This is a genomic window from Polaromonas sp., assembly GCF_039930745.1.
In the GTDB taxonomy this organism is placed as follows: domain Bacteria; phylum Pseudomonadota; class Gammaproteobacteria; order Burkholderiales; family Burkholderiaceae_C; genus Polaromonas.
In genome coordinates this window covers 87,517-110,763 of record NZ_JBDTTH010000005.1, presented here as the reverse complement: position 1 = coordinate 110,763, position 23,247 = coordinate 87,517, and the positions used below count along the sequence as shown (strand labels likewise).

Here is a 23,247-nt window from a genome sequence, read left to right as displayed (position 1 = left end):
TCTTTGGCGAAGCAAAGACAAAGTGCCTCGCCCGCCGGGGCGAGACCCGGCTTGCGGGCAGACCACAACCAGTAGACGCAAAGGCAGCTTCGGCAAGCCCAGCCCGAATGGTAAAGCTATATAAAAAACGCTACAAATTCAATAGCTGGTTGTGCCCGTATCCAAAGGGCTGGGGCTCGGTTTCTCTATGGAGATTCACCCCATGCTGGCGTGAATCATCTCCCGCACCCGCGGATAAATCTGCTGGTTCCAGCGCCTGCCGCTGAACACCCCATAGTGCCCTACACCCGTCTGCACATGGTGGGTTTTCATGAACGGCCGAATGCTGCTGCACAGGTCTTGCGCAGCCACGGTTTGGCCGACCGAGCAGATGTCGTCGCGCTCCCCTTCCACTGTCATCAGCGCGGTGCGGCGGATGGCTGCGGGGTTGACGATGCGGCCGCGGTAGCTGAGCTTGCCGACGGCTAGGTCGTAGGTCTGGAACACTTTTTCAACCGTTTCCAGGTAGAACTCGGCCGGCAGGTCGTTCACGGCCAGGTATTCGTCATAAAACACGCGGATCACGTTGGCCTTGTCGACGTCCCCATCCACGAGGTGCTGGTACATGTCCTTGAACGACTTTTTGTGGCGGTCCAGGTTCATGCTCAAAAAGGCGCTTAACTGCACAAACCCCGGGTAGACGCGGCGCATGTAGCCGGCGTGCGGTAGCGGCACGTGGCTGATCAGGTTTTTCTCGAACCATTCGATGGGTTTGCTGGTGGCCAAGGCGTTGACGGCGGTCGGATTGACGCGGCAATCGACTGGGCCGGCCATCAGCGTCAGGCTGCGCGGCTGGGCCGGGTCGTCGTCCTCCGCCATGAGGGCAGCGGCCGCCAGCGCGGCCACGCAGGGCTGGCACACCGCCACCACATGGGTGCCGGGGCCGATGGCCTGGGTGAAGCGGATCATGTGGTCGATGTAGTCGTCCAGGCTGAAGGGGCCGTGGCGCAGCGCCACATCGCGTGCGTTGTGCCAGTCGGTGATGTAGACATCGTGGTCCTGCAGCAGGGTGCGCGCGGTTTCGCGCAGCAAGGTGGCAAAGTGGCCTGACAACGGCGCCACCAGCAGCACCGGCGGCTGGTGTGGCCGCCCGGGCGCGTCCTCTTTTTTGAAACGCAGCAAGGTGCCGAAGGGCATGGACAGCACGGTTTCTTCCGTCACCACCAGCTCGCGCTCGCCGACCTTGACCCGGGTGATGCCGTAGGCTGGCCGCGAATGGGTCACCCGCAGGCGCGAAAACACTTCCATCGAGGCGGAAATTTTTCGCAGCCAGGTTCCCTCGGTTTTGCCCAGCCAGAGGGCGGCGCTGCTGCCTTGGGCCAGCAGGCGAAAGGGCGACATCAGGTCGGACTGGGTTTGATAGGCCTGGTAAAGCATGGGTGTCCTGGCTTGAAGCGGGGCTTGTGGCCCGGTGCACGCTGTGCAGGCAAGTTACGGGCCAGTCGCCGTTTGTCATTCAGCTGGCACAGGCCTTGCGGAGACGGTTGCCTTTCCCGCAACAGCGGGCACCCCGTTTCCTGGTGAGGAGCAGTGCCATGGCCACCAAAGCCGTTTTGACGATCAGCAGCAAGAACTACGGCGCCTGGGCCTTGCGCGGCTGGCTGATGGCCAGGCTCTCCGGGTTGGACTTCACCGAAAAAATCATCTCCCCGGACGATCCGGCGATGAAGGCAGAAATGCTGCTGCTCGCGCCTTCCATGCTGGTGCCTTCGCTGCAGCACAACGGCGTGAAGGTGTGGGACACGCTGGCCATTGCCGAATACCTCCATGAAATCAAGCCCAAGGCCGGGCTGCTGCCAGCAGACGTCAAAGCGCGAGCGCATTGCCGCGCCATCTGCGGCGAGATGCATTCAGGCTTTTCGTCCATGCGTTCCTCGCTGCCCATGAACCTCAAGGCGCATTTCCCCAGCTTCAAGATCTGGTCGCGCGCGCAGGCTGACATTGACCGTGTGGTGGAAATCTGGAAGGAATGCCTGGGCAGCTATGGCGGGCCCTACCTGTTCGGCAAGCAGCCCTGCGTGGCCGACGCCATGTATGCGCCCGTGGTCACGCGCTTTCTGACCTACGACGTGGCGCTGGACAAGGCCTGCATGGCCTACTGCAAACGCATCATGGAGCTGCCCGCCATGAAGGAGTGGGTGGCTGCCGCGAAGAAAGAACCTGACGACATTGACGAGCTGGACGCTGAGTTTTGACGCCCCCGTAGCGGCCTGACGGCCGCTTCCCCCCACTGGGGGGCGGCGCCTGCGGACTGGCAAAGCCAGATCCGCGGCCCCTGCTGGAAAAAAGCAAATGTGCGTGTGCACGGAATTCCCAGTCAAGCAGGGGCCGCGGCCTGCAAGGCCTCGGGCGCTACACGCAGTGAGCAACCGTGGGGGCTCTATTCACCAGGGTGTGGAAGGCGGAATCTCGCAGACCGGCTCCACATCAATCGACTTGAAGTCAGCCGGTGAGACGATCTCCAGGTACTCCATGTCGGGTGAATAGTCGAACAGGTAGTGGCGTATGCCCGGGCGCTGGTGCACCACGTCGCCGACTTCCACCAGGGTTTCCTTGTCTTCGTACATGAAGCGGGCCCAGCCTTTGATCATGATGACAATCTGGAAGTCCGCTTCATGACGGTGCCAGCCTGTGCCTGTTTCTGGTGCCATGTTTGCCTTGACCAGGTGCGCAATCACTTTTCCGTGCGTCGCCTCGGCAATGCCAAGATCACGGTAGAGAAAAAAATCGCGCAAACCGCCAGAAACAAACTGAGTGTCGCCGGGCTTGACGTGGGAAAACTGCGTCGCAGTGCGATCGAGCATGGAAGCTCCTTCTGCCAGTGAAATGTTGCGTTGCAACAAGCAGGAAGTGTTCCAGTCCCGGCCGCGATTTTGTTTGTTCGCTCGGATAAGGACGGCCACGGATGGGTGACCTGATCATTTCACTGCGACCATCAATGTCTGACCGGACGCACGCTCCCTGATTTCCGCCATGCAAATTCGTGGGGTGAGTTACGCCCCCTGACAACGGCCAGGGCTTTGGGAAATGCGTCGTTCAGTGTTTCCGGCTTTCTACTGGCGTTTCCGTGTGCATGGCACAAAGCCACTGCCCATCCTTGCGTGTCCATACGGATGAGTCTGCCATTTCCTGCCTGATCTCGTCGGATTTTCCGCGCGTCGACATCGCCTGCTTGACGTTGTAGGTCAACACAGCCGTGTCCTCGGTGGGGAAGACCACATTCATGTCACTGAGCTTGAACGACTTGATCACCATGCTTCCCTGCTCGGCCATCTTTCGGTACCCCGCGTGGTCGAACTTCATGGACCCGTGGGAGCTGACCATCAGCGCCGGTTCGTCCAGCAGGGTCAGGGCGGTGTCCGTGTCTTCATCGACCAGGGATTGCCAGAACTTGTTTTCCAGGGCGATCAACTCTTTGCTTGCAGCTTGCATGTCGTACTCCTTTGAAGGTAAAGAATCAATATGCGTCTGCGCTGCTCGCCCCGCCGTCACATGAAGCGCCTATCGCCGGTAAGCGTGTTCCTACAGGCGCGGGCTGAGGCCGTGCTTTTCCACCATCTGGGATAATCCCTCCCCATGAGCGGCAACACCTTCGGCACCTTATTCGCAGTCACCAACTTCGGTGAATCCCACGGCCCGGCCATTGGCTGTGTGATTGACGGCTGCCCGCCGGGCATGGCGCTGAGCGAGGCGGACATCCAGGGCGACCTGGACAGGCGCCGGCCCGGCACCAGCAAGTATGTGACGCAGCGCAACGAGCCGGATGCGGTGGAAATCCTTTCCGGCGTGTACGAAGGAAAAACCACCGGCACGCCGATTTGCCTGCTGATCAAGAACACCGATCAGCGCAGCAAGGACTACGGCAACATCCTGGACACCTTCCGTCCTGGCCATGCGGATTACAGCTATTTGCAGAAATACGGCATTCGCGACCCGCGCGGCGGGGGCCGGGCGTCGGCCCGGCTGACCGCGCCCATGGTGGCGGCGGGCGCGGTGGCCAAGAAGTGGTTGCTTCAGACATACGGCACCACCTTCCGCGGCTGCATGGCGCAAATCGGCGATATCGCCATTCCGTTCGAGGCCTGGGAGCATGTGCCGAACAACCCCTTCTTTGCGCCGGTGGCCGACGTGACCAAGCTGGAGGCTTACATGGACGAGCTGCGCAAAGCCGGCGACTCCTGCGGCGCGCGCATCCGCGTGACGGCCAGCGGCATGCCGGTGGGCTTGGGCGAGCCGCTGTTCGACAAGCTCGACGCCGACATTGCCTTTGCCATGATGGGCATCAACGCCGTGAAGGGTGTGGAAATCGGCGCCGGGTTCGCCAGCGTCACCCAGCGCGGCACCACGCACGGCGATTCGCTTTCACCCGCAGGCTTCAAGTCGAACAACGCCGGCGGTGTGCTGGGCGGCATCAGCACCGGGCAGGACCTGGAAGTGTCCATCGCCATCAAGCCGACCAGTTCCATCCTGACACCGCGCGAGTCGGTCAACATGGCAGGCGAGACAACGTCTGTCATCACCAAGGGCCGGCACGACCCCTGCGTCGGCATACGCGCCACGCCGATTGCCGAAGCCATGCTGGCGCTGGTGGTGATGGAGCATGCCCTGCGCCAGCGCGCGCAGTGCGGTGATGTGGTGTCACCCATGAAAGCGATCAAGGGTTCTGTGTGAGCAAATCGTGACCCATGTCTGAAGGACCTCCGGCGGCCGGGCGCCGCCAGCTGGTGCCGTTTGCGGCCTTGTCGGCCAGCTATTTCGCCCATATCGGCTTTTTCAATCCCTACCTGCCGCTCTGGCTCAAGGACCTGGGCTTCAGCATCCTGGCCATCAGCCTGCTGACCTCGGTGCAGGCCGCCACGCGGCTGTTTGCACCTTACGGCTGGGGCGCGCTCAGCGACCACACGGGTGAGCGCGTCAAGCTGCTGCGTTACGGCGCCACGGTGGCGCTGATCTCCTCGCTCGGCTTGTGGCTGGACTTTGGCTCTGCTTATGGCATCTGGTGGCTGACCGCCGTGCTGGTGGTCATGTTCTCCCACACCAGCCCCATGATGCCGGTGAGCGAAGCCGCTATGGCGCACCTGATCAGCCAGGGCGGCGCTTTCGATGCGCGGCGCTACGGCCGGGTGCGGCTGTGGGGTTCGCTCGGCTTTCTGGTCACGGTGTTTGCCGCCGGCAGCTGGTTCGAGTTTTTTGGCATGGGCCATTTTCCGGCCTGGACTTTCCTCTCGCTGCTGGCGGTGACGGTCAGTGTCTGGCTCTTGCCGGATGTGAAGGAGACCGCCGGCGCGCATGAGTTGAAGCTGCCGGTGCTGCCGGTTCTTTTCCAGCGGGCGGTGCTGTGGTTTTTTGCCTCGGCGTTTTTCCATGTGCTGGCGCACATCGGCGTTTATGTTTTCTTCTCGCTCTACCTGGACGCCATGGGTTACAGCAAGACGATGATCGGCGTGTTTTGGGCCTTCTCGGTGATTGTGGAAATCGGCTGGTTTTACACCCAGGGCCGCTGGTTGCCGCGGCTCAGCCTGACCGCGTGGCTGATGGTGTGTTCGGCCGCCATGGCGCTGCGCATGGGCATCACGGCCGCGTGGCCTGGCGTGCTGGTGCTGCTGTTGTTTGCGCAGGCCTTGCATGCGCTGACCTTTGCCACCCACCATACGGTCTGCACCGCACTGCTGTCGCACCATTTCCCCGGACGTCTGCGCGGCCGCGGGCAAGCGCTTTACGTGGTGGTGGCTTATGGCCTGCCCGGTGTGTTGGGCGGCCTGGCCGGCGGCTTGCTAAGTTCGGCCTTCGGGCTGGTCAGTGTGTACTGGGCCTGCACCGTGGCGAGTGTGGTCGCGACGGCTTGCGCCTTTGTTGCCTGGCGTGTGCAGCGCGGCCTGGATGCCGCTGCGCGCTGATTTCTGAAAATTAAAGGTGTTTTATGCCTCCAGCCCTTATGGGTCGGGCGCAAGCAGCTCCTGATTTCGTAGCGTCTGACCGGCTGCGGGCTGCAGACGCTCAAGAGTCCCGGACCGCCTTGAAAGGGTTGAAACCGGTGATCAATGCCGTCGCGGTCAACACCAGCACGCAGCCGGGTGCCATGCCCCAGGTGACAGGCTCACCAAGAAACATGCCGCCCCAGGCCACGCCGAAAAGCGGAATCATGAAAGCCGCCGAGGTGGCAGCGCTGGCGGGAATTTCGCGCATCAGCCGCATGCTGATCCAGTACATCAGCCCTGAGGTGAAAAGACCCAGCACCGCCACCGCGATCAGCGCGCCGTGGGTGTAGTGGGCCGAGGGCAGGGCGGCGCCTGCGGGCAGCAGCAAGATCAGCGCGGCGGCCACATGCACCACGGCCGAGGCGGGCAGCGGGTGATACGCCATGGTGGCGCGCTTCATCAGGATGGAGCCCAGGCCATAGCCTGCGGCCGCGCCGGTGCAGGCCAGGGCGGCCAGCACGACGCGCGGCGTCACAGCCACCGGGCCGAGCTGCACCAGCAGCGCCACACCGGCAAACCCCACGGCGCAGCCCAGCAGCCGGCGCGAGGTAAGCCGCTCCTCACGCGCCAGGGCAGCACCCAGCACGCCGAACAGCGGCGCGGTGGCGTTGAGCACGGCTGAATAGCCAGCCGGAATGACCAGCGCGGCCCAGTTGAACAGCACAAAGGGCGCCACCACGGTCAACACGCTCAGCAACGCCAGGCGCGGCCAGGCACCGCGCGGCGGCCAGTGCTCGCGCAGGGCGCGCATGAGAAGGGTCAGCACCACGGCCGCCAGCAGGCAGCGCACACCGGCCAGCAGCCACGGGCCGAAGGCGGGGCTGGCGATGCGCAGCAGGGGAAAGGAGCCGCCCCAGAGAGCGGACATGGCGATGAGCTGGAGGAAGTGTCGGGTGTGCATGGAGCCCGGCCATTGTGCGCGATCCGGCATCGGCTTGCCGGGCCGCAACTGCATCGCTGTGGTCGGCATATACAGTGAAATCAGCCTCCAGCCCATAAGGGACGGGCGCAAGCAGCTATCAAATAGGTAGCTAACCAGGCGCGGCGCCTATGGGCTGCAGCCTCAGATCAGGTTGCGCATGGCCTGCGCGGTTTCGCTGAGCACCGACAACACGCGGGCTACCGCGTCTTCGCTGGATTCATGCCCCATGGGCATGGTCACGCTCAGCGCGCCGGCGACTTCGCCATGCCGGTCGCGCAGGGGCACCGCCACGCCGCGGAAGTACAGATCGAGCTGCTGCTCCGAGATGGCCCAGCCCTGGGACCGCACGCGCGCCATCTCGATGCGCATGCGTTCCTTGCTGCTGATGGTGAAAGAGGTGTAGGCCTTGAGTTCGTGCGTGGCCAGCCAGTGGTCTATCCATGCCTGGTCGCGCAGCGACAGCATCAACAGTCCGGCGGCCGTCACCTGCGCCTGCACCCGTGCGCCCAGCACATAGCCGGTGTTCATCACGCGATTGGAGCCATTGCGTGCGATGTACACGATCTCGTCGCCGTCCATCACGCTCACGTAAGCGCTCTCCTGGGTGCCCGCTGTCACGCGCTGCAAAAAAGGCTGCACGATGCGTGGCAGCCGTGCCGACTCCAGGTAGGACTGCCCGAGCCGGAGCACACGCGGCGTCAGCCAGAACAGCTTCCCGTCTGTGGCGACATAACCGAGATGCTCCAGCGTCAGCAGGTAGCGCCGCGTGGCCGTGCGTGTCAGGCCGCAGCGCTCGCCCGCCTGGCTGGCGGTCAGGCGCGGGTTGGCATCGTCAAAACACTCGATGATGGACAGGCCTTTTTCCAGGCCGGCAATCCAGTCGCGTTTGTCCAGCGCCGTGCGGGCGGGCGCGGAAAGCGTCGTCGTGAGCCGTGATGGGGCGCCGAGGCTGGTGTTGGAAGACATGGGGTGTAACCCTTGGTTTGTACGCTCATCGACCAAAAATGTTCGTTAATCGCGCGCATGCAGATTGTGGCTGTTCAAGTGGTCCATGAAAAGCCCTAAAGTTCGGCGCAAGTCACGTTTTTATCGATTGTCGAACATTCAGAGTCCTGAGCAAATGCTGTCCTCCATCCGCGGTTCAACCGACGTTTTTTTGATTCCCGGCGACCCGGTGGAGCAGGTGCGTGCGCCCGAAGTGTTCAACCTGGTTTTCAAAAGCCTGGGTATCGACGCCGTGCTGGTTCCCGTGCATGTGACCGCCGGCGATATCGAAAATTTTGTGCGGACCGCCTTTTTGGCCAGGAACATCAAGGGCATGTTTCTGGCCATTCCCCACAAGTCGCTCGTCATGGGCCTGCTGGCCCAATGCAACAAAGAGGGGCGGGTGGCCGGCGCGGTGAACGGCATACGCCGCAATGCCGATGGGCAACTCGAGGGCGGCTTGTTTGACGGCACGGGTTTTGTCTCGTCGCTCGACTATTTTGACGTGGCCTATGCGGGCAAGCGCGTGCTGATTCTGGGCGCTGGCGGCGGTGCCTCGGCCATAGCCGCCTCGCTGGCGCTGGCAGGCAGCAGTGCGCCTGCTGAAATTGCCCTGTACGACCCGGTGCCCGGCAAGGCGCAGGCCGTGGCGGCGCACATTGCCGCCGCCGTCCGGGCCGCGGAGGCGCGGGTGCTGGCCGCTGCCAGCAGCGACCCGGCGGGTTACGACCTGGTGGTCAATGCCTCCCCCCTGGGTTTGCAGGCCGGCGACGCACTGCCTTGTGATGTGTCGCGCCTGGCACCGCACGCGGCTGTGTTCGACATCCTGATGAAAAACCAGCCGACACCGCTGGTTCGCGCCGCTCGCGCGCGCAAGCTGGTGGCACAGCCCGGTTTCGAGATGCTGATACAGCAGACCCCGCTGTATCTGGATTTTTTCGGCTTTCGCGAGGCAGCAGCGGCGGTTCGGCGCGATGCCACCTTCCTGCGTGAATGTATTTACCCGAAGGCGCTGCATGGCGAGATCCGCCCTGAATCGCCTGTCCCCGTTCCAACCCCGTGAGTCCGGGCCCGAGACTCGTCACACCATCCAAAAGGAGACAATTCATGAACCTTCGCCGTCAACTGCTGGGCGCAGCCGCCCTTGCACTTTTTGCTTCGGTCGGCTCGGCACAGACCTACCCCGACCGGGAAATCTCGGGGATCATCCAGTGGGGTGCCGGTGGCGCTACCGATGTGGCCACGCGTTCGCTGGTGCCGTATGCCGAGGAAGCGTTGGGCAAAAAAATCGTGCTGCAAAACAAGCCGGGCGGTGTGGGCGCGATTGCCACCAACTTCGTCATGCAGCAGGCCGCCGATGGCTACACGGTGCTGTTTGGTGCTGAAAATCCACAGTTGCACCCGGTGCTCGGCCTGAGCGATCTGGACTATTCCAAGTTCTACCCGGTCAACATCATTGCCCGCGGCAATGTGCTGGTGGTGACCACGCCCAACAAGCCCTGGAAGACTTTCAAGGACCTGCTGGCCGAGGTGCAGGCGAATCCCGGCAAGGTCAAGCAGGGCTCCACCGGCACCGGTGGCCTGCCATTCACGGTGAGCTCGATGATCTCCACCGTGGCCAAATTCCCGGCGACCTCCGTGCCCTTCGATGGCGACGGCCCCGGTGTCACCGCCCTGCTGGGCGGCCATGTGGATTTCATGTTTGTGGGTGCCGGCGCTGCGGCTGAACACATCAAGGCCGGCCGCCTCAAGGCGCTCGGCGTATTGTCGACGGAAGCCTATGAAGGCATCCCACCCATCACGGCGGACCTGCCGGCCATTGGCAAATACCTGCCCTGGGGCCCGTTCTACGGCGTGTTCGTCAAGCGCGATGTGCCCGATGCGGCCAAGGCCAAGCTGGTCGCCGCCTTCAAGACCGCCGTGGACAATCCGAAGTACCGTGAACTGATGGCCAGCCGCGGCAACGCCATGATGAATCTCTCGGGCGCTGAGGCCGAGGCCTTTCTGAAGAAGTGGCAGTCCGTCACCGCCTGGACTTACCAGGAAGTGGGCGTTGCCAAGAAATCGCCGGCTGAACTCGGCATTCCCAAGCCCTGAGGCCGAGGCGCAGCACGGTGTGCGGGCGAACCGCACACCGCGCTGCACCGCCTTCTTTTCACCAGGAGATCTGGATGCATACCCCCCGTGACCGGCGCGCCGGCGAACTGGTTTTCACGCTGCTGCTGGTTGGCTTCAGTCTGTTCATGCTGTGGCAGGCCTGGCGTATTTCTCAATTTGAATCGCTTACCTCGGCGGGCGCCTTCCCCATGTTTGCCGCCGCGGTGATGCTGGTCACCGGCCTGGTCATTGCGGGCCAGACCGTCCGCGTTAGGCCGGTACCGGCGCAGCCCGGTGAATCGGTAGCGCGGCAGTTTGTCCGGCAGATCACGCCGCTTGTTGTGGTGTCTTTCACGCTGGCCATTGTGGTTTACATGCTGCTGCTGGACGTGCTTGGTTTTCTGCCGGCGTCCTATCTTTTCCTGGTGGTCTCGATGTGGCTGCTGGGCAGCCGCCGCATCATGCTGAACCTGGTGGTCAGTGCGCTCAGCCTGGCCGCCATTTACCTTGTTTTCCAGACGGTGTTTTCGGTGGTGCTGCCCAAGGGCGCGTTGCTGCAGCGGTGGTTGTCATGAGTGAAGCGCTGTCATTTTTCTTCATGAGCTGGATAGATCCCAAGCTGCTGTTCCTGACGGCGGTAGGCACTTTTGCGGGCATCTATATCGGGGCTATTCCCGGCTTGTCGGTGACCATGGCGGTGTCCATCCTGATTTCATTCACCTTCAAGTGGAATGTGAACGACGCACTGGCGCTGATCTCGGGCATTTACCTGGGCGGCGTGTATGGCGGCTCGCGCAGCGCCATCCTGCTCAACATTCCTGGCGCGCCGTCCGCCATTGCGACCGGCCTGGACGGTTACCCGCTGGCCAAACGCGGCGAGGCAGGCGCGGCCATCGGTTTGACCACGGTGGTGTCGGTGTTCGGCGGCTTCGTCGGTATCCTGACGCTGGCGATTGCCGCACCTGCAGTGGCCAGCCTGGCGCTGAAGTTTGCGCCGCGCGACTACCTGATGCTGGCGATCTGGGGCATCCTGCTCGTGGGCAGCCTGTCGGGTGATTCCCTGGCCAAGGGCATTTTTGCCGGGGCACTGGGCGTGCTGATCGGTTCGGTCGGGCTGGACCCGATGACGGCGGAACCGCGCTTTACCTTCGGCAGCCTGCAGATGACGGCTGGCATTTCCTACGTGGCGGCGATGATCGGCTTTTTCGGCGTGGCCGAGGTGCTGGCCCAGCTGCACGAACTCAAGCTCAAAGCCGTCAAGCAGGACGTGTCCAAGATACTGCCCTCGTGGCAACTGGTCAGGAAATACCTGCCGCTGGCCAGTCGTACGTCGGCCATCGGTGTGGTGGTCGGCGCCTTGCCCGGGGCCGGTGGCGACATCGCGGCGCTGATGGCTTACGACCATGCCAAGCGCAGCGTCAAGAACCCGTCACGGCCGTTCGGAGAAGGAGCTTATGAAGGGCTGGTGGCGCCGGAGTCGGCCAACAACGCCGCGGTGGGTGGTGCCTACATCCCGATGCTGACGCTCGGCATCCCCGGCGATGCCGTGACCGCGGTGATCATCGGCGCCATGTACATCCACGGCCTCAAGCCCGGGCCCATGCTGATGCTGGAAACCCCGCACCTTTTCTGGTTCCAGGTTGGCGCGCTGACGCTGGCCAATTTCTTCCTGCTATTTTTCGGCCTGACCGGCATCAAGATGTTCGCAAAGATCGTCGAGACGCCCAAACCCATTTTGCTGCCGCTGATCCTGGTGCTGTCTTCCGTGGGGGCTTACGCCATCAGCAACAACCCGGTTGATGTTTACTGGATGCTGGGCTTCGGCGTGGTGGGTTACTTCCTGAAAATGTACGGCTTCCAGGTCGGTCCGGTGATATTGGGCATGATCCTCGGGCCGCTGATGGACAAGTCCTACCGCCAGGCCATGATTTCAGCCGAGGGCAACATTACCCAGTTCGCGGGAGAGTTTTTTACCTCGCCGCTGTCTTTCATCATTCTGCTCGCGCTGACGCTGACCATCATGAGCCAGACAAGCTGGTGGCAGCGCCTGCGCGGGCGCGTTTGAATTCCGCCATGATCTGAAACGGAGACCGCCATGAACACTCAACCGGCAAACGCAGCCGATAGGGAATCCATCACCGAGCCCTCCAACCCGCTGGGGCTGAATGGCATCGAGTTCATTGAATACGCCACCTCCAAGCCGCAGGCGCTCGGCCAGGTGCTGGAGATGATGGGTTTTCGTCCCGTGGCGCGGCACCGCTCGCGCGAGGTCCTGCTGTACCGGCAGGGCGACCTCAACATCATCGTCAATGCACACGGGCAGGCAGTGCCCAGTGACGCGGCGAGCGACAGACCGGTGATAGCGGCCATGGCCTTGCGCGTGCGCGACGCGGCCGCCGCCTACCGCCGCGCGCTGGACCGCGGCGCCTGGGCCGTGCCGTCCCGTGTCGAGGTGATGGAGCTCAACATCCCGGCCATCCACGGCGTGGGCACCAGCCGCATTTACTTTGTGGACCGTTACGACAAGTTCTCCATTTACGACGTGGACTTCGTGCCAATTCCCGGCGTGGACCCCAAACCGCCAGCTGTCGCCGGCCTGCATTTTTTTGGTGTGGTGCAGTACATCGGCAATGATCGCACCGAAGACTGGTCGGAGTTTTACCGGGAGCTTTTCGGCTTCACCGAGTTGCCGGCCGAGCATCGCTTCGGCATCCTGCCCAAGGGGCGAATTTTGCAGAGCCCATGCCCGCAGGTAACGCGTTTTTACATCCAGTTGATCGAGCCCGAGGCCGGTGTGCTCGATGTCGAAGACGACGAAACCCTGCAGCGCGTCGGCCTGGGCACGGCAGACGTGCTGGCGACCGTGGCGGAGCTCGGCAAACGCGGTGTGGAGTTTGTCGAATCGCGCGGTGTGCACACCGAAGACCGCGGCGCGCTGACGCGAAGCTGGCTGGGCGGCCTGAGTTTCGAGCTGGTGCACGACGCGCGCGAGTGAGGATGGGCATGAATCATCACAGCGGAAACATCAACGATTTCGGGATGGACACCATCTCGCTGGCCGGTACGCTGGAGGCCAAGCTGCAAGCAGTGCGTGAGGCTGGTTTCAGCCAGATCATGCTCGCCGCGAAGGATCTGGTCGGTCATGCCGGTGGCCTGGACGCGGCGGTGGCCGCGGTGCGCGCCAGTGGTCTGCGTGTGACGGGTTTCCAGGTGCTGCGCGATTTTGAAGGCCTGTCTGGCCATCTGCACGACTACAAGATGGACATCGCAAAATCCATGCTGTCCATGTGCCACCAGCTTGGCTGCCGTTTGTTGTTGATCTGTTCATCAACTTCGGTCCACGCCGCCGGCGACAGTCAGGCACTTGTGAAGGACCTGCGCAAGCTCGCGATGCTGGCAATTCCGATGAACATCCGCATCGCCTACGAGGCGCTGTCCTGGGGCCGCACCGTCAACGAGTTTCCGCAGGCTTGGGACTTGATCTGCCAGGCCGACATGCCCAACCTCGGGCTGGGCTTTGACTCGTTCCACATGTTTGCGACCAACACGCCGCTCGATGAGCTGGACATGCTGGATCCCGAGAAGATTTTTCTGGTGCAGCTGGCCGACTTCATGTGGACGGAGATCAAGTCGGTCGAGGAGCGCATAGCCACGGCGCGGCACTTCCGCGTGTTTCCTGGTGAAGGCGTGCACAGCGAGGCGTTGGCTGCACTGGTGATGCGGCTGCACGGGATGGGTTACCGGGGCGACTACAGCTTTGAGGTCTTCAACGATGACTACCAGCAGATGCCGCTGGCCACCGTTGCGGCGCGCGCGCATCGCTCGGCCTTGTGGCTGGGCGAGGAGGTGCTGCGTCGCTCAGTGCCGCTCCCCAATCAGATCCGGCTCAAACGTAAAACGGGCGGTTGAACCGCCTTATTGAAGCCCGCACCGCATGAGCCCGATTTTTGAAGGTCCTTTGACGACGTCCGAAATGCTGGAGGTTTTCAGCGAGCGCAATTTTCTCGAAGCCATGCTGCGTTTCGAGGCCTCGCTGGCGCGTGCCCAGGCCAGCGTCGGCCTGATTCCGGAGGCCGCGGCGCAGTCCATCATCGGCACCTGCAAGGCCGAGCTGTTCGACGTGGCGAAGATTGTGCGTGAAGGCGGGCGAGCCGGAAGCATCGCGATTCCCCTGGTCAAAAGCCTAAAGGAAACCGTGGCGCTCTTCAACCAGGACGCAGCCGCCTATGTGCATTTCGGTGCAAGCTCCCAGGACCTCATCGACACGGCGCTGGCCCTGGTGACGCGCACGGCGCTGGACCTGATCGAGAGCGATGTGCGCAAGGCTGTTGATGCCCTGCTGGTGCTGGCCCGGCAGCATGTCGATGATCCGGTGCTGGTGCGCACGCTGATGCAGCCTGTGTCGGCCACCAGCTTTGGCCTTCAATGTGCGGGCTGGGCCGCGCCGCTGGTGCGCAGCCTGCAGCGTCTGCAGCTTGCCCGACCTCATGCCCTGGGCGTGCAACTGGGTGGCACTGTCGGTACGCTGGGCCGGATGCAAAACAAGGGAAAGGACGTGGGGCCGGACGTGCTCGCCCTCATGGCTGCCGAGCTGTCGCTTTGGGCGCCAGACTTTGCCTGGCAGACGCAGCGCAGCGAGTGGGTGGCCCTGGGTTGCGAACTCGGCCTGCTGGTCGGCAGCCTGGGGAAAATGGCCAGAGACCTGGCACTGATGAGTCAGTTTGAAGTGGGCGAACTTGCCGAAGCCGTGGAGCCCGGGCGCGCCGGTTCGCCGGTCATGCACCGACGCAAGCTTGTTGCCTGCACGGTGGCCCTGGCTGCCGCGCAGCGCGCACCGCAGCGTGTGGCGGCCCTGCTGGCAGCCGTGCCGCAGGAGCAGGAGCGGTTGCTGGGCAATTGGCAGGCCGAGCTGGCCGAATGGCCAGGACTGCTGATGTCGGCGCACGGGGCGGCCCGCGCGATGGCGCTGGCTTTGCCAGGTCTGCAGGTGAATGTGCAACGCATGCGCGCGAACCTGGAGGCCGTGCGCGAGACGCTTCCGCCGGAAGACGCTGCGCAGTGGTTCTGCTCCAGGCTCGCCGAGAACGCCGCCGAGCTGGCCCGCGCGCAGACCAGAATGCTTGTTGACGTTCTGGCGACGCTGGCTGAAGCGAGGGGCGAGGCAAACGCAGCGAAAGCGGCTCTGTGAGCGGCTTGGCCTTGCCCGGCGATTGGATGTCCCCGCTCAATGAAGCCTGTCTGTGATGTGCTCACCGGCCGCGCAGAGCGGATAATCACCGTGGCCGCGGCGCTGCGAGCTGTGCAGCCATCCCGCGTTCCATTTGCCGCCCGCCGTGCGCTGGCCCTCCAGGATGTGATTTGAAACAGGAAGCGACACCGAAACCAGCCATCACCGTCCCCTGGGTGGGTGAACAGGATGTGGAGATCAGCGCCATACGCGCGCAGGGCGCAGGTGGGCAAAACGTCAACAAGGTTTCCAGCGCAGTGCACCTGCGCTTTGACATCGCAGCCTCTTCGCTGCCCGACGATGTGAAGGAACGGCTGTTGGCGCTACGCGATAGCCGCATCACGCAGGAAGGTGTGCTTGTGCTCAAGGCCCAGCAACACCGCAGCCAGGACATGAACCGCGCCGATGCACTGGTCCGGCTCAACGAACTCGTCAACAGCGTCGCCACACCACCGCGCGTGCGCCGCGCCACCAAACCGACCTATGGGTCGAAGCAGCGCCGCCTGGCCGGCAAAAGCCAGCGCTCGGAGATCAAGGCGACCAGGGGCAAGGGCGGGGTCAGCGAGTAGCTGAGGCTGCGGGCGCGAAAGCAAGGAGGGCGGTTGGGTCACGACTGCAGCCCAGGCGGGCGCGCTCTTGCAGGAGTCCTGTTCGTTCTTCAGGCGGGGCCATCCGGTTCATTCGTCAGCACAGCCAGACCCCCGGACCTCTGGTATCGCGCGGATTGGCAACGCAGCCATGGCGCAAGAGACGCGTTTTCAGGGTCCAGATCGTGTGCAGCATTGCACTAAATGATGAAATCGACACTTCGCCCTTTAACGACGGGAATAGTTTGCTATTGAAGTAATAGCGAGTGAGCGTGGTCTTCCCTCCGGTGGGTCACCTGGACCCAGGATCACGTCACGGCAGGAGCGAAACCGGAATTTGCCGCAGTCCGGTGCCTGGGGGTACGATGCGTGAATTGTTCACTCCGTCGATGGTTCCATGGAGTCACTTGCCGCACGATTCGATTCGCCCCGCCGGCTGTACAAAAGAGCCAGCGACCGGCCGCAGGACTGGCTGGGTACAACGCCACTGCTGGACCTGGACGATCCCAAGCTGCGCCTGAAGGCCCGCTCGCTGGTCCAGCTGTGCCGTACCGACCGTGACAAGGCCCTGGCCATCTATGGCTTCGTCAAGCGCCTGCCTTATACCAAGCGTATCAAGCTGCACTACCCGACGGCCCGCGACGTGCTCGAGGCGCGCGGGGGCGACGGCGACGACAAGGCGACGCTGCTGATCGCGCTGATGCGTTCTGCCGGCATCCCGGCGCGATTGCGCTACATGGAGATGCGCGGCGAGATGCTGCGCGGCCTGATCCCCAGAGCCACACCGGCGGCGCGCCCGCTGGCGGAGTTCTGGTTAGGTCATTGGGTGCGCACCGACACCTACATCTTCGACGCCGACTACGTGGCTGCCGCCCGCGAACGCCTGCAGGAAAACGGCTGGACGTGCGGCTGGGGCATCCACATCAATGCCCAACTTCTGTGGGACGGGAAGAACGACGCCTTCCTCGGCGGTGCGCCTACCGACCAGGATCCCATGCTCACCCGGCTTTTGTGCGTGGTGAGCGATCCCCTCGAGCTGGTGTCGGCGTCCCTGCGGGGCAACGGGCTGCGTTACCGTCGATCGATGCGGGCGTTGCAATGGAATATGCTGGCGCCCACCATGATCCGGGCCATTCGCGAGCTACGGGCCAACTCGCGTTTTTATTGAATGCGCTGCGCCGGACAGTAGTGGATCCATGCCACCCAAAGCACAGAAGTTGCTCATACCTCTCTGATGCTGCCCGCCCTCTGCGCTACTTCGCCTCGCTGACCACGGGCAAAAACGTGCTCTGGTGTTACCTCATCTGGTACCTGGTCACGGTGGCCTACCACTTCGACCCGTTCCCGGCCATCTGGCTCAACTCTTTGGGCATCAGTATCGTGATCGGCGTGGCCCTGCTCTTGAGTGTGGGAACGGGGAGCAAGGGAAAAACCGACCGCTGGCAGACCTTTCGCCTTTTCCTCATGCCGTTTGGCGTGTCCAGCTTCTCATCCCTGATCAAGGGTCGCGGCTACATCCTGATCGTGCCGCCACAACTTGGCGAGCAGCTCATGTCGGTGGGGCTGTGCGCGGTGTTTGTGCTGGGGGTGCTCGCCCTCAAGCGCCTTCTGCCGCAGCCGTCTGCATGAATGCCGGGCACAATGCCCGCAGGAGTTTTGCCCATGCTTGATTTGCCCCTTTCTTTTTTGCACCGACCCGCCGATGCGGCAAGTGCTGCACCCTGGCTGCTGGTGCTGATGCACGGCGTCGGCAGCGACGAAGAAGACCTGTTTGGCCTGGCGCCTCATGTGCCGCCGCAGTTTCACGTTATCAGCCTGCGCGCCCCGTATGTGATGGGTCCAGGCGCTTACGGCTGGTTTGAGTTTTCCATCAACCGGGTGGGCGACCGCATCATCAACGAAGCGCAAGAGGTCGCCAGCCGCGCCATGGTGGCAAAGACTGTGGCTTCAGCCGCACAGCAACTGGGCGTCCCGCCCGAACGTGTGGTGGTCGGCGGCTTCAGCCAGGGCGGCATCATGTCGCTCTCGCTGCTGCTAACCCGGCCCGTGCTGCTACAGGCCGCGATGGTGCTGCACAGCCGCCTGTTGACACAGGTGGTGCCATTGGTAGCAGCGCCAGAAGCGCTGGAAGGAAAACAACTCTGGCTCAGCCACGGCACGCATGACCAGGTGATCCCGCTGACCAATGCGCATGTGATTCGCGATTTGGTGAAGACGCTACCTATTGAGCTGAGTTACGCCGAGTATCCGAGCCAGCACGAGCTCATTGAGCGGGAGTTGGTGGAGGCGATGGGGTGGTTGGAGGGATTGACTGCCTGAGTTTTCATCACGGACTTGCTCCGGAATCCTGGAGCCCTGATTTATTTTCGGAGATCAGGTATCGATAGATGGCCGAAGGCGACACTTCTTGACCTCTCTTCCAGGAATATCAGATCCCTGCAACTGGTCTTCCCATGGCCGCTTTCCGGGCCTTGGTCTCAGACGGAAACCTCGGGTTGTAGGAAAAGAACCTCGTCGAAGTTTTGAATGTGGTTGCCCACCCTACGAGTTCGCCACTGGAGTCAGCGTAAAGGCGGATGGTTCCTTTGCCCAGCCCTTTGACCTTGTTCGACGGGTCAGCCAATCTGCTGTCGTCATCGCCGGTATAGGCTTCGTTCGAGTCGATGACGGAAACTTCGAACTGCCTGGTTTCTTCAACGATCGGTTTTCTGGGGACGATTTGTTTCGGCTGGCCGTTGATCAAAAATACATGGCCCGTCGTGCCTGTTTTCCTTTTGTCTTCCACATTCAGCATTGCGTGCGCCAGCACGTCCCCGGGCTTTAAATCTTCGACTTTGGTGATGCGTGTAAAGCCCCCCTCTTTTTCGATGGAGAGGACGAAATCTTCTGCGGTGTGTTTTTTCCGATTGGGCGTCCATTCCAGAAACGACATCTTTGATTGCGTCGAGTATTTGGCTCGTTCAAAAATAGCCAGCAAGAAGCCGGAGCAATCAGCCCTCATCGCATACTTGTTCGAGAAGATATCTCCCGGAAAGCTGATAGACCGTTCCCTGAGCGTGTATTGATTGTCTTCAGGCTTGATGTTTTCAACCAGCTCACGGGCGACAACCAGGTGCCTGGGAACTACCGTGAAATCGGTCTGTGCCTTCGCCAGCGAACAGCAAAGCAATACGGCAGCGGCACAAAAGAGGAGCGGCCTTCTTAAACGCATTCTCATATCTACACTCCTGTGCGCTTCGATTTTTTAAGATTTACCTACCAGCTGACACGTCACGGGAATGCCTTGCAAGCCGGCGTTTGAGCTGGGTGGACCGCCAGCGGCCTGGTCCATGAGGCGGATGATGACCTGAAGAGCCTTGCGGGTCAAGCCGTTGGTGCGTTCCTTAGCCCCGTTGAGTGGTTAGGCCGCACATCACCGGAATAATCGCCAGCAGCTATATCTCTCGGCGGTCTTTGTAGTTCCAATTCTTGCTCTGCCGCTGCGCGTCCGTATCGAACAATCTGTTGAACTCATTGCTGTCCCTTTTGCTTGGAACGCTCGCTGATCTCCTCACAGAGAGCAGCCAGCCCGAATGACGGATGGCGGGCACGCCGAATAGGGCAACCGCAACGAGGCAGCGTATTGCTAGAGCTCCCGCAGGCAACTGCCTCTGAGCCAGCCAGCCGTGGGTCTGGTGACCTCCTTCAAATGGAGGGGAGCACAATCATTGACCCCATGCTCAGCCCAAGCGCCGCAACAAGCCCGGCACCGACGAAGCCAACAAAGCCACTCCGGTACAAGTCAGCAAACTCAGTACGACCTTGCGAAACGTTGCTTCGCTGATGCCGATGTACAGCCGCGCGCCCAGGAGCGACGGAATCAGCATGGCAGGTGCGACGATGGCGAGGTAAGGGAGGGTGGCGGTGCTGATGATGCCGGTGGCGAGGTAGCTGCCAAAGGTGACCAGCAACATGGACAGGTTGAAGTTTTGCACGATGGCGCGTTGGGTGTCTTTGTCCGTGCCGCGTAGGGTGCACCACAGCGTGGGCAGTACGCCGGTGAAGCCGCCGAGTGCACCCATGACCCCGCCACCGGCACCGATCAGCGCATCAGCCACGTGGCCGCCTCGCGTGATGCGGGGCAGTTGCGCGCTGAAGAGCATGGCCGGGCACCAGACAGCCAGCAAGCTTCCCAGAAATGCCTTGAACACCTGCACGTCTACCCGCGGCAGCAAGAGCATGCCAAGCGGAAGGCCCAGCAGGCCGCCCAACACAAAAGGCGCGAGGCGTTTGAGGTCAAAGCCGCGCCGCACGGTGATGGCTGCGATGATCTGACCGGTCAACGCGCCAAAGACAGCCATGGCAGCGGCAAGGCGGGGGTCAATCGTCCAGGCCCAGAAGGACATGGCGACCAGGCCGAAGCCGAAACCCGACAGGCCCTGCACAAAACCTGCAGCAATTGCGCCAGCAATGATGACCAGCGTCTGCGGCTCCATGCTGCTCAAAGATCAGCTGGCGTAATCGCTCACCGGCACGCAGCTGCAGAACAGGTTGCGGTCGCCATATACGTTGTCCACCCGGCCCACCGGCGGCCAGTACTTGACCTGCTTGAGCGTGGCCAGCGGAAAGGCGCCGGTTTCGCGCGAATACGGCCGGTCCCACTCGGCACCCAGCAGGCTGGCTGCGGTGTGTGGTGCGTGTTTGAGCGGATTGTTGTCCTGCGGCCAGTGCCCCGCCTCAACCTTGCGGATCTCTTCACGGATGGCGATCATGGCGTTGATGAAACGGTCCAGCTCGGCCAGGGTCTCGCTTTCGGTGGGTTCGACCATCAGCGTGCCGGGCACCGGGAAGCTGAGTGTCGGCGCGTGAAAGCCGTAGTCCATCAGGCGTTTGGCCACGTCTTCGGCGCTGACGCCGCTGGTTTCCTTCAGCGGGCGCAGATCCAGAATGCATTCGTGCGCCACATGGCCATTCTCGCTGGCGTACAGCGTCGGGTAGCGGTCTTTCAGGCGTGCGCTGATGTAGTTGGCGCTCAGGATGGCGATCTCGGTAGCCTGTTGCAGGCCTTCTGCGCCCATCATGCGGCAGTACATCCAGCTGATAGGCAACACGGCCGCATTGCCAAGAGGCGCTGCTGATATGGCGCCCACGCCATTGACCGGAAACCCCGCGGTGGCATGGCCAGGCAGGAAAGGCACAAGGTCGGCCACGACGCAGACGGGCCCGACACCGGGGCCGCCGCCGCCGTGCGGAATGCAGAAGGTCTTGTGCAGGTTCAGGTGGCTCACGTCGCCGCCAAACTCACCCGGTGCGGCCACGCCGACCAGTGCGTTCATGTTGGCGCCGTCGACATAGACCCGGCCGCCGTGCGAATGCACCAGTGCGCAAAGCTCTTTCACCCGTGTTTCAAACACGCCGTGCGTGCTGGGGTAGGTGATCATCATGCAGGACAGATTGGCGCTGTGTTGCTCGCACTTGGCCTTCAGGTCGGCCATGTCCACATTGCCCTGCGCATCGCAGGCTGTCACCACCACCGTCATGCCGGCCATTTGCGCGCTGGCCGGATTGGTGCCATGGGCCGATGAGGGAATCAGGCAGATGTTGCGGTGGCCCTGGCCTTGTGCCTCATGGAAGGCTTTGATGACCAGCAGGCCGGCGTATTCGCCCTGGGAACCGGCGTTGGGCTGCAGGCTGATGCCGGCGTAACCTGTGGCCTGGCAAAGCCACTCGCGCAGTTGCCGGTCAAGATCGGCATAGCCTTGCAGTTGCTCTTGCGGGGCAAAGGGGTGGATGTTGGCGAACTCGGGCCAGGTGACGGGAATCATCTCGCTGGTCGCGTTGAGCTTCATGGTGCAGCTGCCGAGCGGGATCATGCTACGGTCCAGTGCCAAGTCCTTGTCGCTGAGCATGCGGATGTAGCGCAACATGCTAGTTTCGGAATGGTGCGTGTTGAACACCGGGTGCGTGAGGAATGGCGTGGTGCGGCGCAGCTCTTCGGGGATCAGCGGCTCAACGCCTTTTTCGAAATCGCTCAGGCGCGGCATGGGCTTGCCTGGTTTGACAAAGAAGGACCAGAGCATTTCCAGGTCTTCGCGCGTGGTGGTTTCGTCGAGCGAAACGCCCAAGTGATTGTTCAAGCGATATCGCAGGTTCGCCTCCGACTGGTGAGCGCGATCAGCTATCAATTGTGTAGCATCTCCTGTCTTGATGGTGACCGAGTCGAAGGCGCTGGCGTTAGTTATCTCGTAACCCATCTGCTGCATGCCGCGCGCAAAAATGGCGGTGTAGCTGGCTACGCGCTGCGCGATGCGCTTGAGGCCTTGCGGGCCGTGGTACACCGCGTACATGCTGGCCAGCACGGCCGGCAGCACCTGGGCCGTGCAGATGTTGGAGGTGGCCTTTTCGCGGCGGATGTGTTGCTCGCGGGTTTGCAGTGCCAGGCGGTAGGTCGGGTTGCCGTGCACATCGACGCTGACGCCCACCAGACGGCCGGGCAGGGAGCGTTTGTATTCATCGCGACAGGCCAGGTAGGCAGCATGGGGGCCGCCGTTGCCCATGGCCACGCCAAAGCGCTGGGTGCTGCCCAGCACGATGTCGGCGTCCCATTCACCGGGAGGCGCCAGCAGCGTGAGTGCCAGCAGGTCGGCAGCGACGCAGAGCGCTGCCCCATCTACATGGGCTTGTCCAGCCAGGGGGCGCAAGTCATGAATGCTGCCTGTGGTGGCCGGGTACTGGGCCAGCACGCCGAAGTAATTGCCCTCAGCCATCAGCTGCGGCACGGTCACGGCGGCGGTGCTGACCTTGACCTCAATGCCCAGCGGTCTGGCGCGGGTTTGGATGACCTCGATGGTTTGCGGATGGCAATCGCCAGCCACGATGAAGACATTGCTCTTGCTCTTGACACTGCGTTTGGCCAGGGTCATGGCTTCAGCGGCGGCGGTGGCCTCGTCCAGCATGGAGGCGTTTGCAATCGGCATGCCGGTCAGGTCGCAGACCATGGTCTGGAAGTTGACCAGCGCCTCCATACGGCCCTGTGAAATTTCAGCCTGGTAAGGCGTGTAGGCGGTGTACCAGGCGGGGTTTTCCAGGATGTTGCGAAGGATCACACCGGGTGTGTGCGTGCCGTAATAGCCTTGGCCGATAAAGCTCTTGAACACCTTGTTCCTTTCAGCCATTGCCTTCAGCTCTGCCAAGGCCTGGGCTTCGGTGGCGGATGCCGGAATCGCCATGGCATTGCGCCGTGCGATGCTACGCGGCACGATACCGTCGATGAGTTCACGCCGCGAGGCAGAGCCCACCACGTTGAGCATGTGTGCTTCGTCAGCATCATCGATGCCGATATGGCGGGCAATGAACTCGGAAGCGTTTTCAAGCTCGCGCAGGGGCTTGGCGGTTGGCATCAGCATGGCAGGTCCCGTATCAGGCGGTTGCAGA

22 protein-coding genes are annotated in these 23,247 nt (G+C 62.5%); 14 read left to right on the top strand and 8 right to left on the bottom strand.

The window, feature by feature from the left end:
• Nucleotides 1-195: 195 nt before the first annotated feature.
• Nucleotides 196-1,416 (bottom strand): polyhydroxyalkanoate depolymerase, encoded by a 1,221-nt coding sequence (phaZ, locus tag ABI660_RS03620; RefSeq protein ID WP_348065033.1) that lies wholly within the window; start codon nucleotides 1,414-1,416, stop codon nucleotides 196-198.
• Between the two features lie 158 nt (nucleotides 1,417-1,574).
• On the opposite strand from phaZ, the gene ABI660_RS03615 reads away from it, so the two are divergent.
• A complete protein-coding gene (locus tag ABI660_RS03615; RefSeq protein WP_348065031.1) occupies nucleotides 1,575-2,234 on the top strand; it encodes a glutathione S-transferase in 660 nt (219 codons plus the stop codon).
• A gap of 189 nt (nucleotides 2,235-2,423) precedes the next feature.
• Here ABI660_RS03615 and ABI660_RS03610 read toward each other — a convergent pair whose 3' ends face one another.
• Together ABI660_RS03610 and ABI660_RS03605 are read right to left on the bottom strand one after the other, a co-directional pair.
• Nucleotides 2,424-2,843: a cupin domain-containing protein gene (locus ABI660_RS03610; protein WP_348065030.1), complete on the bottom strand. Its 420-nt coding sequence runs from the start codon at nucleotides 2,841-2,843 to the stop codon at nucleotides 2,424-2,426.
• A gap of 232 nt (nucleotides 2,844-3,075) precedes the next feature.
• The gene (locus tag ABI660_RS03605) at nucleotides 3,076-3,471 is read right to left on the bottom strand and encodes a nuclear transport factor 2 family protein (protein ID WP_348065028.1); all 396 of its coding nucleotides are present in this window, start codon (nucleotides 3,469-3,471) and stop codon (nucleotides 3,076-3,078) included.
• Between the two features lie 144 nt (nucleotides 3,472-3,615).
• On the opposite strand from ABI660_RS03605, the gene aroC reads away from it, so the two are divergent.
• Entirely contained in the window at nucleotides 3,616-4,710 is a 1,095-nt protein-coding gene (aroC, locus tag ABI660_RS03600; protein ID WP_348065026.1) for a chorismate synthase, read from the top strand.
• 14 nt (nucleotides 4,711-4,724) lie between these two features.
• The gene (locus tag ABI660_RS03595) at nucleotides 4,725-5,936 is read left to right on the top strand and encodes an MFS transporter (protein WP_348065024.1); all 1,212 of its coding nucleotides are present in this window, start codon (nucleotides 4,725-4,727) and stop codon (nucleotides 5,934-5,936) included.
• A gap of 100 nt (nucleotides 5,937-6,036) precedes the next feature.
• Here ABI660_RS03595 and ABI660_RS03590 read toward each other — a convergent pair whose 3' ends face one another.
• Nucleotides 6,037-6,918 carry a DMT family transporter gene (locus ABI660_RS03590; protein WP_348065022.1) on the bottom strand — a complete coding sequence of 294 codons (882 nt, stop codon included), beginning with the start codon at nucleotides 6,916-6,918 and terminating at the stop codon, nucleotides 6,037-6,039.
• A gap of 162 nt (nucleotides 6,919-7,080) precedes the next feature.
• On the bottom strand, nucleotides 7,081-7,833 hold the full coding sequence (locus ABI660_RS03585) for an IclR family transcriptional regulator C-terminal domain-containing protein (protein ID WP_348065043.1): 753 nt from the start codon (nucleotides 7,831-7,833) through the stop codon (nucleotides 7,081-7,083).
• Between the two features lie 226 nt (nucleotides 7,834-8,059).
• On the opposite strand from ABI660_RS03585, the gene ABI660_RS03580 reads away from it, so the two are divergent.
• From ABI660_RS03580 to ABI660_RS03530, 11 genes are all read left to right on the top strand, one after another.
• Nucleotides 8,060-8,986 carry a shikimate dehydrogenase gene (locus ABI660_RS03580; protein ID WP_348065020.1) on the top strand — a complete coding sequence of 309 codons (927 nt, stop codon included), beginning with the start codon at nucleotides 8,060-8,062 and terminating at the stop codon, nucleotides 8,984-8,986.
• Nucleotides 8,987-9,030: 44 nt separating this feature from the next.
• A complete protein-coding gene (locus ABI660_RS03575) occupies nucleotides 9,031-10,020 on the top strand; it encodes a tripartite tricarboxylate transporter substrate binding protein (RefSeq protein ID WP_348065018.1) in 990 nt (329 codons plus the stop codon).
• A 74-nt stretch (nucleotides 10,021-10,094) separates the two neighbouring features.
• Nucleotides 10,095-10,595 carry a tripartite tricarboxylate transporter TctB family protein gene (locus ABI660_RS03570; RefSeq protein ID WP_348065016.1) on the top strand — a complete coding sequence of 167 codons (501 nt, stop codon included), beginning with the start codon at nucleotides 10,095-10,097 and terminating at the stop codon, nucleotides 10,593-10,595.
• Entirely contained in the window at nucleotides 10,592-12,085 is a 1,494-nt protein-coding gene (locus ABI660_RS03565) for a tripartite tricarboxylate transporter permease (RefSeq protein WP_348065014.1), read from the top strand. The genes ABI660_RS03570 and ABI660_RS03565 overlap by 4 nt, the downstream gene beginning before the upstream one ends.
• 30 nt (nucleotides 12,086-12,115) lie before the next feature.
• Nucleotides 12,116-13,015, top strand: coding sequence for a 4-hydroxyphenylpyruvate dioxygenase (locus ABI660_RS03560; protein ID WP_348065012.1), 900 nt, complete (start codon nucleotides 12,116-12,118; stop codon nucleotides 13,013-13,015).
• 8 nt (nucleotides 13,016-13,023) lie between these two features.
• On the top strand, nucleotides 13,024-13,929 hold the full coding sequence (locus tag ABI660_RS03555; RefSeq protein WP_348065010.1) for a sugar phosphate isomerase/epimerase family protein: 906 nt from the start codon (nucleotides 13,024-13,026) through the stop codon (nucleotides 13,927-13,929).
• 25 nt (nucleotides 13,930-13,954) lie between these two features.
• Entirely contained in the window at nucleotides 13,955-15,208 is a 1,254-nt protein-coding gene (locus ABI660_RS03550) for a lyase family protein (protein ID WP_348065008.1), read from the top strand.
• 170 nt (nucleotides 15,209-15,378) lie between these two features.
• Nucleotides 15,379-15,816, top strand: a complete 438-nt coding sequence (arfB, locus tag ABI660_RS03545; protein WP_348065006.1) for an alternative ribosome rescue aminoacyl-tRNA hydrolase ArfB — start codon at nucleotides 15,379-15,381, stop codon at nucleotides 15,814-15,816.
• Between the two features lie 415 nt (nucleotides 15,817-16,231).
• Nucleotides 16,232-17,002, top strand: coding sequence for a transglutaminase family protein (locus tag ABI660_RS03540; RefSeq protein ID WP_348065004.1), 771 nt, complete (start codon nucleotides 16,232-16,234; stop codon nucleotides 17,000-17,002).
• 116 nt (nucleotides 17,003-17,118) lie between these two features.
• Nucleotides 17,119-17,463: a hypothetical protein gene (locus tag ABI660_RS03535; protein ID WP_348065002.1), complete on the top strand. Its 345-nt coding sequence runs from the start codon at nucleotides 17,119-17,121 to the stop codon at nucleotides 17,461-17,463.
• A 33-nt stretch (nucleotides 17,464-17,496) separates the two neighbouring features.
• On the top strand, nucleotides 17,497-18,153 hold the full coding sequence (locus ABI660_RS03530) for a phospholipase (RefSeq protein WP_348065000.1): 657 nt from the start codon (nucleotides 17,497-17,499) through the stop codon (nucleotides 18,151-18,153).
• 109 nt (nucleotides 18,154-18,262) lie between these two features.
• Here the strand turns inward: ABI660_RS03530 and ABI660_RS03525 are convergent, their stop codons facing one another.
• The 3 genes from ABI660_RS03525 to gcvP form a co-directional block, all read right to left on the bottom strand.
• The gene (locus ABI660_RS03525) at nucleotides 18,263-19,051 is read right to left on the bottom strand and encodes a hypothetical protein (RefSeq protein ID WP_348064999.1); all 789 of its coding nucleotides are present in this window, start codon (nucleotides 19,049-19,051) and stop codon (nucleotides 18,263-18,265) included.
• Between the two features lie 502 nt (nucleotides 19,052-19,553).
• Nucleotides 19,554-20,309, bottom strand: a complete 756-nt coding sequence (locus ABI660_RS03520) for a sulfite exporter TauE/SafE family protein (protein WP_348065041.1) — start codon at nucleotides 20,307-20,309, stop codon at nucleotides 19,554-19,556.
• A gap of 12 nt (nucleotides 20,310-20,321) precedes the next feature.
• Nucleotides 20,322-23,219: an aminomethyl-transferring glycine dehydrogenase gene (gcvP, locus tag ABI660_RS03515; RefSeq protein ID WP_348064997.1), complete on the bottom strand. Its 2,898-nt coding sequence runs from the start codon at nucleotides 23,217-23,219 to the stop codon at nucleotides 20,322-20,324.
• Between the last annotated feature and the right edge of the window lie 28 nt (nucleotides 23,220-23,247).